Below are 12,485 nucleotides of genomic sequence, written 5' to 3'. Positions count from 1 at the left end.
CCGTGGGCGGGCATGGAAAACGGCGCGGGAACCAGCCGGTGGAGGCCAGCTCCCGCGCCGTCGGTCGGTGCGGGGCGGTTCAGGCGGTGACGGGGTGTCCGTTGCGGCCGGTCAGGTCGGCGACGATGCGGGCGGCCATGGCGTCGGGGACGCGGGCGGCGCGGCGGATGTCGTCGGCGGTGAGGTCGCGGCCTTCGGTGCGAGCGGCGTCGGCGGCAGCGTGGACGCGGCTGGCGATCTCCGGCGGGAGTTTCAGCCGGGCAGCCGGGCGCGCGGCGGGTTCGGGCGGGGCCTGTGGCGCGGGTGCGGTTTCCGGTTTGTCCGGCGTTGCCGCCGGGGCAGGCGCGGCGGCGGGTTCGGCCGGTGCCGGGATCGGCGTTGCCGCCGGGGCGGGTTCGGCCGGGGCGCGGCGCATGAGGAGCTTGACGACCACGAGGAATCCGAGGGCGGGCATGGCGGCGACGAGCCATCCGGCGGGGGTGGGTTCGGCGAGCGCGACCTGTGCGGTCATCTGCACGCCGAACCCGGCCACCAGGACCCCGAGCGGGAAGCTGAACCGGCGGGGATGCCTGCTGCGGTGGTCGCGCTGGACCTCGAACCCGGCCACGATCACGATGCCTTCGATCACGACCGCGTCGGCCCAGGCGATCCAGCCGGTCTGGCCGTGGTGGACGGCCCAGTCGTGGGTGTGGGTGAACCCGGCCGCCGCGCCGATCAGGCCGAGGGTCGCGGCGACCAGGAGGCGGATCGCGTCCACCAGCCGACGAGTCGCGTTCGCACTGTCCGCAGTGGACATCGGGTTTCCTCCTTTTATTCTTGGCCGGTGCGGAAGCGTTCCGCGGAGCGGTGGAACACTCCGGCGTAGGTGTCCAGCCACCGGGCCAGGCCGTCGGACATCTCGGCAAGGCGGGGATGGACGAACCACGGTTCGCCGTCGTGCATGCCGCGTTCGAGCGCGTACAGCTCGCAGTACTCGTCCACGACCGGCTGTATCTGGCGGAACGCGTCGGCGATGTTCTCGCCGAAGATGTGTTCCATCGGTTCAGTTCCCTTCCATCGAGGCGAGGTTGGACCAGCGCTGCAGCATCGTGCGGCCGCGCGCGGTGAGCTTGAGCGGCGTGACCGGCCGCCGGATCGCGCCGTGCATCGCCGACACCGTTTCCCGCGAGCCGCCGCGGATGACGTAGCCGACGGAGATCAGGTGGTGCACGACGTCCTCGTCCAGGGCGGTCCGGACGCGGTCGGTGTCCTCGAACACCAGCACCCGGTCCGTGTCGTCCAGCAGCGCGAACCGGCCGTCCCGGACCTCGGCCAGAACGTCCCTGGCCACCGACGGGTTCGCGCCCTCTCCCGCGTTCGAGCGGCGGGAGACCCGCGCGGGCGGGCACTGGCGGCCGGACTGCGGAGCCGGGGCCGCGTCGACCGTGCCGAAGAGCCCGAGTTGCGCCGGGTCGCGGCGGGTCACCGGACACGCTCCCGGCCGACCGGCCCGAACTCCCGGTTGCGGAAGTCCGCGACCGCGATCCCGACGCCCAGCCCGATGCACCCGAACACCGCCACCGCGCTCCAGAACAGCGCCGACGGGCCCTGAGCCGCGTAAATGACGATCAGGACGAGCAGGGCGGGCGCGCCGAGCTTGAGCCACAGCCACGCCCGCCACACGTAAAAACCGATGCGCCACATGGGTTTACTCCTCTGCGTTTTCGGGTCGGTGGTACGGGCAGAACACGAGCTGTTCGGACGTGGCCAGCCAGCCGGGCGGGGCCAGGCGCACGAATTCGACGACCTGGTCCCACGAGAACACCGGGCGGGTCACCGGAGCGTGCACGTGCTCCCCGCACACCCCGCAGCGCGGGAAATACGCCCCGTCGTAGCGGACGGCCTCCGGATGCAGCCCGGCGGCTTCCAGGTCCAGGAACTTCTCCCACGACTCGCGTTCGTCCGTCGTGCACACGGCGATCTGCGTGAAGCTCTGCCGCCGGGGGCCGGAGCCTCCGAAACGCTGGTAGGTGACCTGCCAGTACGTTTCGTGCACCAGGCACGGGAAATAGACGAGCTGCTGCATCGCTTCTCCTTGGGCAGTCATGCGCCGACCCGGCGGGCAAGGTCCAGCGAGTCTGAAACCGCGCTGTAGACGTCCAGCGCGGCGGAGTACTCCGCGTCCTCGATCAGGGTGTCGGTGTCGACGGCCCCGAGGTGGCGTTCCCGTTCCTGGCGAACGGCGTCGCACCAGTCCGTGGCGCGGTTCGAGGCGCCTGACAGGCAGGCCAGGAGGTCCTGATGCCGGTCTTCGCGGTAGCTCATGCGACCACCGACAGGGCCGGACCGGCGTGGTAGCCGCGCTGGATGAACGCGACCAGCTCGTCCAGCTCCCGGTCGGACACGTACGCGGCGCGAACCCGTTGGGGCACCCGCGAACGCGGCCGGATGACGAACCCGATCCCGGCGGTGTCCTCGCTTTCGGGAATCTCGTCGGCGAGCGCGCCGCGTAGCCGGGCACCGTCCCCGAGGACCATGTCCACATGCGACTGCGACGTCACCCGCAGGCAGACCCGGACCGGGAACAGGTCCCGCACCGGCACCGTGTCCTTGGTCGGCTCCTGCACCAGCGCCATCGTGGAATGCCCGGTCGCCCGGCCCTGGGACACCGCGATCGCGAGGTCCTTGCGCAGCGTGCGGGCGATCGTGCCGTCGCCGTAGGCCAGCAGCGCGCCGATCTCGTCGACGATCAGCAGGTTCAGCGGCGTCTCGGGCGACATCGTGATCTTGCGTTTGCCGGTCGCGGCGAAGTCGCGTTGCACCCGGCGCAGGTCCTCGATGAACTCCCGCACCAGGTCCGCGCAGGCGGCCTCGTCGTGCTCGTAGCGGTGCGCGACCCCTTCGAGCTTGCGGAACTCCATCTGTTTCGGGTCGCAGATCCACAGCCGGACCAGCCCGTCCCGGATCAGCGGGGCCAGCCCGCGCAGCAGCGACAGCGGGATCGAGTTCTTGCCCGCCCCGGTCGCCCCCGCGACGAACGTGTGCTTGCCCAGAACCGACAGCCGCCAGTCCGTCCCGTACTCGGTGTCGCCGACGTAGATGTCGCCCGGGTCGACCGCGCCGGATTCCTCGGGCATGTCCGGGGCCGGGATGGTCTCGGCGAACGGCTCGCGGCGTTCGATGATCAGCGACACCTGGCCGGGCTTGACCCGCTCCAGCGCGATCCGCTCCACCCGCAGCGTGTCCGCGAGGTCTTCGAGCTTGTCGTTGAACGCACGCCGTCCCATGCCCGGCGGCAGCAGCAGCGTCACCGTGTCCACCGACGGCGAGAACGACTGCACCCGCACGACCCGGGGGAAGTCGGCCTTGGCGGTGCGGCGGTTGGTGACGTACAGGTCGCACGCCTGCAGCGCCTTGTTCAGCTTCGGCCCGCAGTACTTCGACCAGCGGCGACGCCAGGCCCGCATCCGCGGCGCGGCGTAGTGGTCGAACGTGTCCGGATGCGCCCGGTACCAGGTGCACAGCCCCAGCGCGGCCCCGCCGACCACCCCGCCGGTCGCGGTCCAGCCCAGCTCCAGCCCCGAGGCGGTCAATCCGGCCGGCATGAGCACCGAACCGGGGTGCCGGGCGGTCCACTTGAGGCCCCGGAACTCGAACCCCGCCCGGCGGTCCGACTTCGGAATGCGGTTCTTCATCGCGGTACTCCCTTCCTGCAGCACGAAAACGGCCCCGCTCACCTCGTCCGGGCAGGACGGAGGGCGGGGCCGGTCTCGTGCGAAAATGCGTGTTCGGTCTAGTGCGTCAGCGCGGGGCGTGCGTCCAGCAGTTCCGTGGACAGCGTGCCCATCGCGCGGGCCGCCTTGTCGTGCGCGGCCTTGAAACCGTGCTGGTGCACCGGCATACCGCGCATCGCGTCCTTGAGCGTGCGCAGCGCCGAGTCCAGGTCGTCCACGACCCGGTCAACCTGATGAGACATGGCTCAGAGCCTCCAGTTCCGCGAGACGAGTTCGGCTTCGTGCTTCTTGCCCAGCGTCCGCAACCGGTCCAGCTCGTCGAACGCCTTCGTGCGGAACGCTTTCAGCTCGTCCCGCGTCGCGATCGTCCACGACTCCGACATCCCCACCTCGTCGTAGCCCTCGATCAGCTTGTCCACCTCCGCCAGCACCTCCGCCACGAGGTCCAGCGCCGCGGTGAACGTGCCGTAGCGTTCCTGCGCCCGGCGATTCAGGTAACCCACCTGCATGTCAGACCCACCTCTCCGGGTTGTTCTGCACAGACCAGTCCAGCGCTGCCAGGTCGCCCACCAGCGCCCGGACCGCCCGATCTGCCGAGTTCTTGACGAGCGCCGACGCATGGCTGTTCCGAAGACCCTGATAAGCCAGGTCGACGGCGTCGATGATTGCCGCGATCTCCTCCATACCGCTTACCCTTCCCGTGTTGCGGCGGTCAGTTCGGCCGCCGTGGTGAGATCCGCAGTCAAGAACCCGACCGCGTTGCCGACCGCGACCCGGATGTCCCGGTCCGGCTCCGCCGCGACGAACCGCCGGTAAGCGTCGTGCGCGGCCTCGATGATGGCGACGATCTCCGGCATCTCAGGAGTCCTTCCGGATCACGTGCTGCGCCTCCTTGAGGCCCTCGCAGTACCCGGCCTGCCACGCCAGGTCATCCGCCGGTTCGGCCAGCGCCAGCGCCCGCTGCGCTTCCAGCCGGGCCGCCAGCATCCGGATCACCACCCCGACGCGCACCGGGCGGCTCATCGCTTGCCCGCCTTCACCAGCACCGCGATCGCCGCCACGACCGTCACGCCCGCCAGGATCGGCGAGGCGATCGCCAGGCAGCCGGTCAGCACCAGCCAGAACAAAAACGGACTCAAGTTCGCCACCATCTCGAAACCTCCCTAGTCGAAGTAATTCCACTGCCGCCCGCACACGGTGCACGTGGCAATTCCCGTGGCGGACAGCCAAAAATTCGCGGAACACGCATGACCGGCCATCAGTGGCCCCGGTCGCTGATCCGCACGCATTCCTCGCACTTCGGCGTTCCCCAGCCGGGAAACCACACCGACGAACACCCGGAACGCTCGGCCGTCAGCCCGCACAACGTGACCAGCAAACCGGGCGACCAGGCGCTCTTGTCCTCCAGATGCGCCACCAGGTCGTTCACCGCGTGCCCCGCTTCGGGCCGTAGGGGTCGAACGTCGACAGCCCGCCCCGAGCCGCGAAAACCGTGTTCATGCCGTTCTCCCTTCCCATATACGAATCCGTGGTGAAACCCCAGGACCCCCGGACGGAAAACACCCGGGAACCGAGGCGCGCCACCACAAACAGGCGCGTTTTCAGGCATGGATCGGCCCACTCTGTATTTGTCAATCAACGGAAAGCGCCCTCGCCCGACTCGAAAACGGGCAGCCAACCGACTTGGGAAGGGCTCCAGGGTGGTGATTTCCGCGCACGGCCGGGGAGGAAGCCGCCGCGAGACCGGGCACCCGCCGGTCAGGAAACCGGGCTAGGCAGCGTCGCGGACCGCGCCAGCACCGGCAGGCTTCAACCCCTCAGCCTTGAACCACAGGCCCGACCCCGTGATCCGCCCCTCGTCGTTCGTCGTCTGCCACGTGTTCAGCACCGGGTCCACCAGTTCCACATAGGCGCCCTCGTCGAACCCCTCGCCCGGGTCCGTCGCCAGCGTCACCTTGATCTCCTCGCCCTTCCCGATCCGGCCGTTGCGGCCAGCCTGCCGCGGCTTCGCGAACAGCATCACCACAAACGACGCCTCACCGCTCTGCTTGTCCACCGCAGGGACCATCTCGCCCTTGACCTCCCGCATCTTCATCACGGGCGCTTCGGTGACCATGAACTTGTAACCGCCGCTGTAGAACGGGATGTCCTGCATGCCTGCCTCCTAAAACTTTAATCGCTAGTTCGCTAGCGAACTGACACCAGGCTATCACCAGCGTCGACCGAGGCACAAGGGGTTCGCTAGCTAACTTTTTGGCGGTGTGAGAAGATGCCGATATGCAGGCAGAACGCACCAGCGGCGTCGTCCCGATGCACCTTCGGATCGCCGACGACCTTCGCGAACGCATCACCTCTGGGGCACTGAAGGCCGGAGAATCGCTCCCCCCGGTCCGCGAGCTTCAGGACCGGTGGAACTGCGCGAGCATCACCGTCCGCTCCGCCCTCACCGAACTCCGCCAGGAAGGTCTGATCACGGCAAGCGGCCGGGGGAAGCCGCCCGTGGTCCGCGCGCAGGTTCAGAGGCACCCCATCCACCTGTCCGCGCGCTGGACCAACGAGCAGAAGGCGCTAGTTCTGCGCCCGCGTGAGGAACGAGCCAAGCGGGGGGCTATCGAGATGATCGCCGGTATCCCCATCGAAGACGTCGCCTCTACCCACGTGTACGAGGAGATCCCTGCGGGACGTAATCTCGCCGCCGAGTTCGACATCCAAGACGCGGACGTAGTCCAGCGGCGGACCTACGAGATGAACGACCCGAAGTCGGGACACCGGATTGCGTTCAGCGTGTCCTACATTCCGCTGGATCTCATCGTCGGCAACCCCGAATTGCGCGACGACGGGAACGAGCCCTGGCCGGGCGGGCACCAGCACCAGCTTTACACCGTCGGGATCGAGCTGGGACGGATCGAACGAACCGTCACCGCCTCAGCGCCCAGCTCCATTGAACGAGAAAGGTGGGGCATGGACGTCGGAACGCCCTTGCTGCAGGTTCGTTCGCGCTCCATCGACGTTCGGGATCGCGTCGTTGAGCTTTCGGACGCCATCTACCCCGCTGATCGCACCAAGATCGAGGTCAGTGAGCAGCTAGCGCCGTGGCCCGCCGACTACCCGAAGTACGACCGCGAACAGGAGCACCGCAAGTGACGCTGAACAAACCTCGCACTCGCACACTGAGCACTGATGTTGCCTTTGTCTCCGTCGTTTTGCCTGCGCACAATGAAGAGTCGACGATCAAGGCCGCAGTTGCCGCTGCGACGGCAGGCCTTGCGGAACTCTCGGTTGACGGCGAAGTAGTTGTCAGTGCCAGTGGGTGCACCGACAAGACTGCCGAGCTTGCAGAGGAAACAGGCGCAAAGGTCGTCATCGCCCCTGAAGGGAAGGGCGAGGCGATCCTCACGGGCGTGAAGTCCGCGCGAGGCGACGTTGTCTGCCTGATGGATGCCGACCTTGAGTATTACGGCGACACTCCACTTGTCGCGCTGCTTGTCGAGCCCTTGGTTCGAGGCATTGCGGACGCGACGATCTCAAACCTTTACTGGCGCCCCATGTACCCCGACCAGTGGCTTAACGGGTTCTTTGCCCCGCTGGCAGGACTGCTGCTACCCGAGATCCTGCCAAAGGTTGGCTCCACTCCGTGGTCGGGTCAACGCGCGGCGCGCCGGGACCTTTGGCCGGACACTCTCCCGTCTGGGTTTACCTCGGACCTTGCCATCACGCTCTACTGGAATCAGCACGCCACTCAGCTGCGACCCGTCCTGACCGACGACTGGTTCAATCCGATCCGGCCTAAGCCCGAACTCCTGCAGCAGGACTTTCGTCTCCTCGTCGACCACGCGGTCAGCCGCGGCCGAATCTCCGCCGCAGCGAGCCCGGATCTGGAGTCCTGGTTCGAGCACATGAACGCCATCATCAGCAACTACGACGAGGCCCACCCGGACCCCATGGGTTACGAACGCAACCTATTTGAGACTGCCCAGCGCGAACTTCAGCGACGAGTGCTCCGCGACTTCCGCAGTTAGTCCGCGCGTGGCGTACCAGCCGCCTCATCCCCGACCCTCTGCCCCTCGCAGTCCTGGCGTGGCCGTTGTGTTCAGAGTTTCTTTTCTTGTTCAAGGCGGCCCCTGCGGGGCCGCGCCGCTATCGGGCCGGGCACGCGGGGCCCGCCTCCGGCACCCACGCACCCGGCCCGGCGGCTGCACCTGGGGCCGCGTCCAAGAAGAAAAGAAGTGTCCTCGCCGGACGGGCAGGTCTCCGAGATGGCCGGGACCGCGCGCACGTTGCGTCCGTGAGTGACCTGCCGCCATCCCGCCGACCTCCCCGAGGGCTATCACGCCGCGTCAAGGGGGCAGTTCGGCCGGCATGCTGCGGACCGCGGGAAGGTGCCCCCTTGACCCGACGTGATCGGGCTGCGCCAGGTCGACGAGATGGCGGAGAGGCCACCCACTTGTTGGGGGCCAACGACCCGTAACACGCAAAAGAAACTAGCGCCAAATCGTGGAGTCTTCAGCATCGAAGTCGTCATCTTCGCTGGCCAATTCCACCACATCTCCGACTGAAACAATGCTATCCTTCTCGGATATCTCCGAGCCAGCAGAAGGATCTCGACGAAGAGTTTCGTATTTTGTCTCCCATTTTGGCGGCTGGAACATGCCCGACAATGGGGTCACGCCTTCGAACTTGCCGCCAACATTTATTCGTCGCGATCGAAAAGTTCGTGCTATCGCGATTTTTTCGTCGACCGAAAATACCTTTACGAAAACCTTTACCCTGCTGACAGATCCAATATTTTCACCTGTATCCGGGTCGAGAACCTCCGTAGGGCTGCCCTTTACCCGGAAGACCATGCCCGGCTCCACGCCGTGCTCAGCCCCCCTGTTGATGACAAGCTCGCGGTCGCTCGTCACCTTCGCGACCTTGCCTGAGATCTCAGCCTCAGCAACCACTAGTCCTGCTCCCTGTCATCCGATGCGTTCGGCATCCGCGAACTACGAGACCGGTAGCGCTTGAGCTCGGAAGCGTAGACATCGCGAGCCAAGTCGCCCCAATCGTCCGCGGCTGTCGCAGTTGACTCAATTTCCCCTCGAAGGCTTAGCGAGACCGACTCAAGCCACTCCGTGACTCGAATTGCATCAACCTTCTTGCCGTTTTCATTGGCGCTACGCAGTCGGTCATTGTAATCCTCGACGCGAACCACCAAGAGTTGAAGCCTGGATATCTGATCAAATATCCGACGGATCGAGGGTCGCGCCTGGTTCTTGACTGTCATTCGCGAGGAATCCAGAGATAAAACACTGCCCAACGCCGCCCCGGAAACAGCTGAAATAACCTGCAGTACGACGGTCCAGAACTTGCTCAGGCTAACAAATATCAGAAGAACCGCGCAGATTACGATTGCAGCAACCAGTATGAAAGCGGCGAACTTGCGCCGCCAACTCGTCGCATCCACGCTCCCGTCAGACACTCGGCCATCTTCTCATGACTCGCAGGCGGTCTTGCGCGGGACTCGCAGTGGCGGCAGTTTGCGCACTGCTGGCTGTGGCGGCCGGTAGGTAACAGAACATCGGGTTCTGTCTAGCCTGTCCGAGCATGCAACATTCATCCAACACCGCACCGGCCAAGGTCAGTCGCCATCAACCAACGATGACCACGTTTCCGCAGTGCAGACGCCTATGGGATCCGACTGCCCCTGGACTCGAACGCGAACAATGAGGTCAAGGGGTCGTCGGGTCAAGTATGAACGCCGCGGCACGCGTTCTGCTCGGGCGAGTGCCTCGTGACGGCAAGATCAATCCACGGTTTACCCCCGGATTTTGACGCCACGCGACGACCGGCAACACCGATCAACCGGTAGTTGCGTTTGCTAATGTCGCAGGTAGTAGACAAGGACGGCAGCGGACGATCAACGTCGCCCACTGCCGCCCGAAAATCGACCCAGTGCGGGTTCGAACCTCGTCGGGGGCACTGGTTTGGCTGGTCAGGGCGAGTCTCGGTCGAGATTGCCCCGCCGGTAGACAGCATCGAGGCTCGTTCAAATCCGGCCGGTAAGCGTTCGCTCGGTCAGAAGCGGGACCGGTCCCGCGCGGGTCGTCGAGACTTGCCGGCATGGGGATTCCAGCACCGTTACGGCAGGCTATCTCTCGGGTCGTACCGCGAATTCTGCTCGCGGCGGCGCTCTTGCCCGGCTTTGGATGCCTGATCACCGGGATCGGCCAGCGGAGCGACGTCGACGGTGCCTACCGGATCGAGTTCGGGCATGAGGGCGACACCTGCAACGAGTCCCGGCCCCTGTATTTGAGCGCGGACACCGGCGAAGCGATGAATTGCACGGCATACCCGCAGTTCCCGTCCGGCGGCGCGACGACGTTGCCTGGGTTCACCCCCGCGCAGAACGGTGAGATCGGGGACCTGGTCAAGCAACTCGCCGCAGGCGGTCTGAGCGAGGCGGAGCAGCAGCGGATCCAGGACCGGGTAGACGAGATCGCGGAAACGGTGCCCGAATCGGAGCGGCCTTATCACTACACGGGGCTGTGGGGGACGGGGCTGGCGTGGCTCGGCGGTGCGATCTTGGTCGTGAGCCTGCTGCTTTTTGTCTTCCTGCGCAGGCCGCTGCGGTCGTGGCTCGCCGGTCAGACTCGGAACGCTAAGGAACGAGCCCCGCATCAGTGCTGATCCGCCCCTGTTCCAACGCGATCACCATCCGCGCCCGGCGCACCGTCGCGGGCCGGTGGGCGATCACCAGCAGCGCGCACTCCCCAGCAACCTGATCCAGCGTTCGCGCGAAAGCGGCTTCGTTCGCCGCGTCCAGTTGGGATGTCGGCTCATCGAGCAAGAGCAGCTCAGGCCGGGCCAGCAGTGCGCGCGCGATGGCCAGCCGTTGGCGTTGGCCTCCGGACAGCATGCCGCCGTGTTCTCCCGCGGGGGTTTCCAGGCCGGCGGGGAGGCGGTCTACGAACTCCGCGAGGTTGGTTTTCGCCAGGACGTCGCGGATTTGCTCGTCGGTCGCGTCGGGGGCGGCGTAGGTGAGGTTGTCGCGCAGGGTGCCGTGCAGGATTGGGGTTGTTTGTTCTACCAGGCCGATTCTCTGGCGGCATTCGGCGATGGACGGCTGGTGTCCGTTGAACAGAATGGTTCCTCGATCCGGTTCGTAGAAACGCTCGATCAGCGCGAGAATGGTGGACTTACCGGCTCCGGAAGGGCCGACCAGTGCGACGTGGCCTTGGCGCGGGACGGTGAAGGAGACGCCGCGCAGTACCGGGCGGTCGGGGTGGTAGCGGAACCAGACGTCGCGCAGTTCCAATACTGGGGCGGAAGGCGGTGATGCGGAAGGGGCGATGGTGCGGTCGGTTTCGGTGGGCAGTTGGGTCATGTCGTGGACGCGCTGGAAGGCGGCCAGTCCTTTTTGGATGGTGGCGGCCAGTTCGAACAGTCCTGCGCTCGGGACGGCGATGTAGCTGACGTAGAGCAGGAAAGCGACGAGTTCGGCTAGGGTGAGATGTCCGTTGGCGACTTGGATTCCGCCGGTCACCAAGACGGCGATGAGGGCGCCGTGGGCGGAGAGGGTTACGGCTGGGCCTGCGATGGAGTTGAGGCGCGCGGCTCGGACGTTGTCCTGATAGGTCGTGCGGGCGTAGTGGCCGATGCGGTCGGTTTCCCGGTCTTCCGCGCGGGTGGCGCGGATCGTGCGGATGGCGCTCAGTGCTCGTTCCAGTTCCGCGGCCATCAGGCCCAGGTTGTCTTGCGCGTTTTCGGTGGCGTTTCTGATGCGTGCCAACACAAACAGCGTGACGCCGCCGACGCCGCCGACGATGACCGCGACGATGCCGAACAGCAGCGGGCTCAGCCAGAGCATGGCGACGGCGCCGCCGACGACTACGAAACTGCCGGTGAGCATTTCGACCAGGTCGTAGGCCAGGGTGTCGCGCAGGAGGGTCGTGTCGGCGGTGGTCCGGGACAGCAGGTCGCCGATCCGGTGTTGGTCGTAGAGCCGCATCGGCAGCCGTAGAAGGTGGCTGACCAGGCGGACTCGCAGGTCCAGCACGACGCCTTCGCCGGTGCGTTCCAGCCAGTAGCGGCCGACGGTGTCCGCGACGGCCTCGGCGACGAACACGGCGACCAGGGCGGCCAGCAGCCAGCCGATCGCGCCGTCTGTTCCGACGGCGTCGATGGTGCGCATGGCCAGTATCGGTTGCAGTAAGCCAAGTCCCGCGCCGATTAGGGTGAACAACAAGGCCACGGCGATGTTTCGCCGGTGCCCGCGGGTGGCGGCGAAGAGGTGGCGCAGACCGACTCGGGGCCGGACGGGAGCGTCGGTCGCCGAAGGACTGGTTTCAGTGGCGATGGCGGTCATGCGGGCAGTCCTCGGCAGTTATCGGGGCGACGGTCAGCAGCGGAGCGAAATAGCCCGGCGGATGGATTTCGTCGACGACCTGGCCGTCGGCTTCGACCCACGCGTGGGCGCTGAAAGGTTGCGTGCGCACGCCGGTGCGCCAGGTCGGCCAAGTGCCGTGCACCCGGCAGAGCAGCGCGGTGGCGACGGAGCGGAGCAGACAGCCGTCGCCCGCGCAGCGCAGGCTGATCGCGATTACTGATCGACGCGCGGTGCGAGCTTGCTCGAAGGTGGCGGGCCGGGCACCTCGCCGTGCGAAGATCAGGATCGCGCAGAGATGCTTGGGCGGCAACGAGGTCAGCAGGGTCGCGAGGCCGACTACGAGCAGCGCCACCAATTTCCGGTGCAGTGGCAGGCGAATTCGGCGGGGTACCACGGACGGCTGG

The 12,485-nt window shown here is 66.6% G+C and carries 21 protein-coding genes; 3 read left to right on the top strand and 18 right to left on the bottom strand.

The features are described from left to right. Nucleotides 1-79: 79 nt before the first annotated feature. The 14 genes from ACZ7OI_RS24720 to ACZ7OI_RS24655 all read right to left on the bottom strand — a co-directional run bounded on the left by ACZ7OI_RS24720 (nucleotide 80) and on the right by ACZ7OI_RS24655 (nucleotide 5,868). A complete protein-coding gene (locus tag ACZ7OI_RS24720; protein ID WP_470266534.1) occupies nucleotides 80-796 on the bottom strand; it encodes a DUF2637 domain-containing protein in 717 nt (238 codons plus the stop codon). A gap of 14 nt (nucleotides 797-810) precedes the next feature. Next, nucleotides 811-1,038, bottom strand: coding sequence for a hypothetical protein (locus ACZ7OI_RS24715; RefSeq protein ID WP_470266533.1), 228 nt, complete (start codon nucleotides 1,036-1,038; stop codon nucleotides 811-813). A gap of 4 nt (nucleotides 1,039-1,042) precedes the next feature. Next, nucleotides 1,043-1,465: a hypothetical protein gene (locus tag ACZ7OI_RS24710; protein WP_470266532.1), complete on the bottom strand. Its 423-nt coding sequence runs from the start codon at nucleotides 1,463-1,465 to the stop codon at nucleotides 1,043-1,045. After that, the gene (locus tag ACZ7OI_RS24705; RefSeq protein ID WP_470266531.1) at nucleotides 1,462-1,683 is read right to left on the bottom strand and encodes a hypothetical protein; all 222 of its coding nucleotides are present in this window, start codon (nucleotides 1,681-1,683) and stop codon (nucleotides 1,462-1,464) included. Before ACZ7OI_RS24705 ends, ACZ7OI_RS24710 begins: the two co-directional genes overlap by 4 nt. A 4-nt stretch (nucleotides 1,684-1,687) precedes the next feature. Continuing rightward, on the bottom strand, nucleotides 1,688-2,065 hold the full coding sequence (locus tag ACZ7OI_RS24700; protein WP_470266530.1) for a hypothetical protein: 378 nt from the start codon (nucleotides 2,063-2,065) through the stop codon (nucleotides 1,688-1,690). Nucleotides 2,066-2,082: 17 nt separating this feature from the next. Beyond that, the gene (locus ACZ7OI_RS24695) at nucleotides 2,083-2,304 is read right to left on the bottom strand and encodes a hypothetical protein (protein WP_470266529.1); all 222 of its coding nucleotides are present in this window, start codon (nucleotides 2,302-2,304) and stop codon (nucleotides 2,083-2,085) included. Further along, nucleotides 2,301-3,674, bottom strand: coding sequence for an FtsK/SpoIIIE domain-containing protein (locus ACZ7OI_RS24690; protein ID WP_470266528.1), 1,374 nt, complete (start codon nucleotides 3,672-3,674; stop codon nucleotides 2,301-2,303). The genes ACZ7OI_RS24695 and ACZ7OI_RS24690 overlap by 4 nt, the downstream gene beginning before the upstream one ends. Nucleotides 3,675-3,772: 98 nt before the next feature. Continuing rightward, on the bottom strand, nucleotides 3,773-3,955 hold the full coding sequence (locus ACZ7OI_RS24685) for a hypothetical protein (RefSeq protein ID WP_470266527.1): 183 nt from the start codon (nucleotides 3,953-3,955) through the stop codon (nucleotides 3,773-3,775). A 3-nt stretch (nucleotides 3,956-3,958) separates the two neighbouring features. Further along, nucleotides 3,959-4,222, bottom strand: coding sequence for a hypothetical protein (locus ACZ7OI_RS24680; protein ID WP_470266526.1), 264 nt, complete (start codon nucleotides 4,220-4,222; stop codon nucleotides 3,959-3,961). Between the two features lies 1 nt (nucleotide 4,223). After that, complete coding sequence (locus tag ACZ7OI_RS24675) at nucleotides 4,224-4,397, bottom strand: hypothetical protein (protein WP_470266525.1); 174 nt, start codon at nucleotides 4,395-4,397, stop codon at nucleotides 4,224-4,226. Between the two features lie 5 nt (nucleotides 4,398-4,402). After that, a complete protein-coding gene (locus tag ACZ7OI_RS24670) occupies nucleotides 4,403-4,570 on the bottom strand; it encodes a hypothetical protein (protein WP_470266524.1) in 168 nt (55 codons plus the stop codon). A gap of 1 nt (nucleotide 4,571) precedes the next feature. Then, nucleotides 4,572-4,736: a hypothetical protein gene (locus ACZ7OI_RS24665; RefSeq protein WP_470266523.1), complete on the bottom strand. Its 165-nt coding sequence runs from the start codon at nucleotides 4,734-4,736 to the stop codon at nucleotides 4,572-4,574. A gap of 235 nt (nucleotides 4,737-4,971) precedes the next feature. Then, a complete protein-coding gene (locus ACZ7OI_RS24660) occupies nucleotides 4,972-5,142 on the bottom strand; it encodes a hypothetical protein (protein ID WP_470266522.1) in 171 nt (56 codons plus the stop codon). Between the two features lie 342 nt (nucleotides 5,143-5,484). After that, the gene (locus ACZ7OI_RS24655; RefSeq protein WP_470266521.1) at nucleotides 5,485-5,868 is read right to left on the bottom strand and encodes a hypothetical protein; all 384 of its coding nucleotides are present in this window, start codon (nucleotides 5,866-5,868) and stop codon (nucleotides 5,485-5,487) included. A 122-nt stretch (nucleotides 5,869-5,990) separates the two neighbouring features. On the opposite strand from ACZ7OI_RS24655, the gene ACZ7OI_RS24650 reads away from it, so the two are divergent. Both ACZ7OI_RS24650 and ACZ7OI_RS24645 read left to right on the top strand, forming a co-directional pair. Then, on the top strand, nucleotides 5,991-6,857 hold the full coding sequence (locus ACZ7OI_RS24650) for a GntR family transcriptional regulator (RefSeq protein ID WP_470266520.1): 867 nt from the start codon (nucleotides 5,991-5,993) through the stop codon (nucleotides 6,855-6,857). Next, a complete protein-coding gene (locus tag ACZ7OI_RS24645; RefSeq protein WP_470266519.1) occupies nucleotides 6,854-7,732 on the top strand; it encodes a glycosyltransferase in 879 nt (292 codons plus the stop codon). Before ACZ7OI_RS24650 ends, ACZ7OI_RS24645 begins: the two co-directional genes overlap by 4 nt. Before the next feature lie 462 nt (nucleotides 7,733-8,194). Here the strand turns inward: ACZ7OI_RS24645 and ACZ7OI_RS24640 are convergent, their stop codons facing one another. Both ACZ7OI_RS24640 and ACZ7OI_RS24635 read right to left on the bottom strand, forming a co-directional pair. Beyond that, nucleotides 8,195-8,617: a hypothetical protein gene (locus tag ACZ7OI_RS24640; protein ID WP_470266518.1), complete on the bottom strand. Its 423-nt coding sequence runs from the start codon at nucleotides 8,615-8,617 to the stop codon at nucleotides 8,195-8,197. Between the two features lie 38 nt (nucleotides 8,618-8,655). Further along, a complete protein-coding gene (locus ACZ7OI_RS24635; RefSeq protein WP_470266517.1) occupies nucleotides 8,656-9,174 on the bottom strand; it encodes an FxsA family protein in 519 nt (172 codons plus the stop codon). Between the two features lie 641 nt (nucleotides 9,175-9,815). Between ACZ7OI_RS24635 and ACZ7OI_RS24630 the strand changes: the two genes are divergently transcribed. Next, entirely contained in the window at nucleotides 9,816-10,382 is a 567-nt protein-coding gene (locus ACZ7OI_RS24630; protein WP_470266516.1) for a hypothetical protein, read from the top strand. On the opposite strand, the gene ACZ7OI_RS24625 is transcribed toward ACZ7OI_RS24630, so the two are convergent. Then, entirely contained in the window at nucleotides 10,354-12,060 is a 1,707-nt protein-coding gene (locus ACZ7OI_RS24625; RefSeq protein WP_470266515.1) for an ABC transporter ATP-binding protein, read from the bottom strand. The genes ACZ7OI_RS24630 and ACZ7OI_RS24625 overlap by 29 nt on opposite strands. Next, a complete protein-coding gene (locus tag ACZ7OI_RS24620) occupies nucleotides 12,041-12,475 on the bottom strand; it encodes a lasso peptide biosynthesis B2 protein (protein WP_470266680.1) in 435 nt (144 codons plus the stop codon). Before ACZ7OI_RS24620 ends, ACZ7OI_RS24625 begins: the two co-directional genes overlap by 20 nt. Between the last annotated feature and the right edge of the window lie 10 nt (nucleotides 12,476-12,485).

The sequence above is a fragment of the Amycolatopsis sp. NPDC114503 genome, assembly GCF_055633655.1.
This window is presented reverse-complemented; position numbering and strand designations above follow the sequence as displayed.

Excerpts from the sequence above, each read along its gene's own strand:
- ACZ7OI_RS24720 (WP_470266534.1), bottom strand. The coding sequence starts at position 796 with ATGTCCACTGCGGACAGTGCGAACGCGACTCGTCGGCTGGTGGACGCG.
- ACZ7OI_RS24715 (WP_470266533.1), bottom strand. The coding sequence starts at position 1,038 with ATGGAACACATCTTCGGCGAGAACATCGCCGACGCGTTCCGCCAGATA.
- ACZ7OI_RS24705 (WP_470266531.1), bottom strand. The coding sequence starts at position 1,683 with ATGTGGCGCATCGGTTTTTACGTGTGGCGGGCGTGGCTGTGGCTCAAG.
- ACZ7OI_RS24700 (WP_470266530.1), bottom strand. The coding sequence starts at position 2,065 with ATGCAGCAGCTCGTCTATTTCCCGTGCCTGGTGCACGAAACGTACTGG.
- ACZ7OI_RS24695 (WP_470266529.1), bottom strand. The coding sequence starts at position 2,304 with ATGAGCTACCGCGAAGACCGGCATCAGGACCTCCTGGCCTGCCTGTCA.
- ACZ7OI_RS24690 (WP_470266528.1), bottom strand. The coding sequence starts at position 3,674 with ATGAAGAACCGCATTCCGAAGTCGGACCGCCGGGCGGGGTTCGAGTTC.
- ACZ7OI_RS24685 (WP_470266527.1), bottom strand. The coding sequence starts at position 3,955 with ATGTCTCATCAGGTTGACCGGGTCGTGGACGACCTGGACTCGGCGCTG.
- ACZ7OI_RS24680 (WP_470266526.1), bottom strand. The coding sequence starts at position 4,222 with ATGCAGGTGGGTTACCTGAATCGCCGGGCGCAGGAACGCTACGGCACG.
- ACZ7OI_RS24675 (WP_470266525.1), bottom strand. The coding sequence starts at position 4,397 with ATGGAGGAGATCGCGGCAATCATCGACGCCGTCGACCTGGCTTATCAG.
- ACZ7OI_RS24670 (WP_470266524.1), bottom strand. The coding sequence starts at position 4,570 with ATGCCGGAGATCGTCGCCATCATCGAGGCCGCGCACGACGCTTACCGG.
- ACZ7OI_RS24665 (WP_470266523.1), bottom strand. The coding sequence starts at position 4,736 with ATGAGCCGCCCGGTGCGCGTCGGGGTGGTGATCCGGATGCTGGCGGCC.
- ACZ7OI_RS24655 (WP_470266521.1), bottom strand. The coding sequence starts at position 5,868 with ATGCAGGACATCCCGTTCTACAGCGGCGGTTACAAGTTCATGGTCACC.
- ACZ7OI_RS24650 (WP_470266520.1), top strand. The coding sequence starts at position 5,991 with ATGCAGGCAGAACGCACCAGCGGCGTCGTCCCGATGCACCTTCGGATC.
- ACZ7OI_RS24630 (WP_470266516.1), top strand. The coding sequence starts at position 9,816 with ATGGGGATTCCAGCACCGTTACGGCAGGCTATCTCTCGGGTCGTACCG.
- ACZ7OI_RS24625 (WP_470266515.1), bottom strand. The coding sequence starts at position 12,060 with ATGACCGCCATCGCCACTGAAACCAGTCCTTCGGCGACCGACGCTCCC.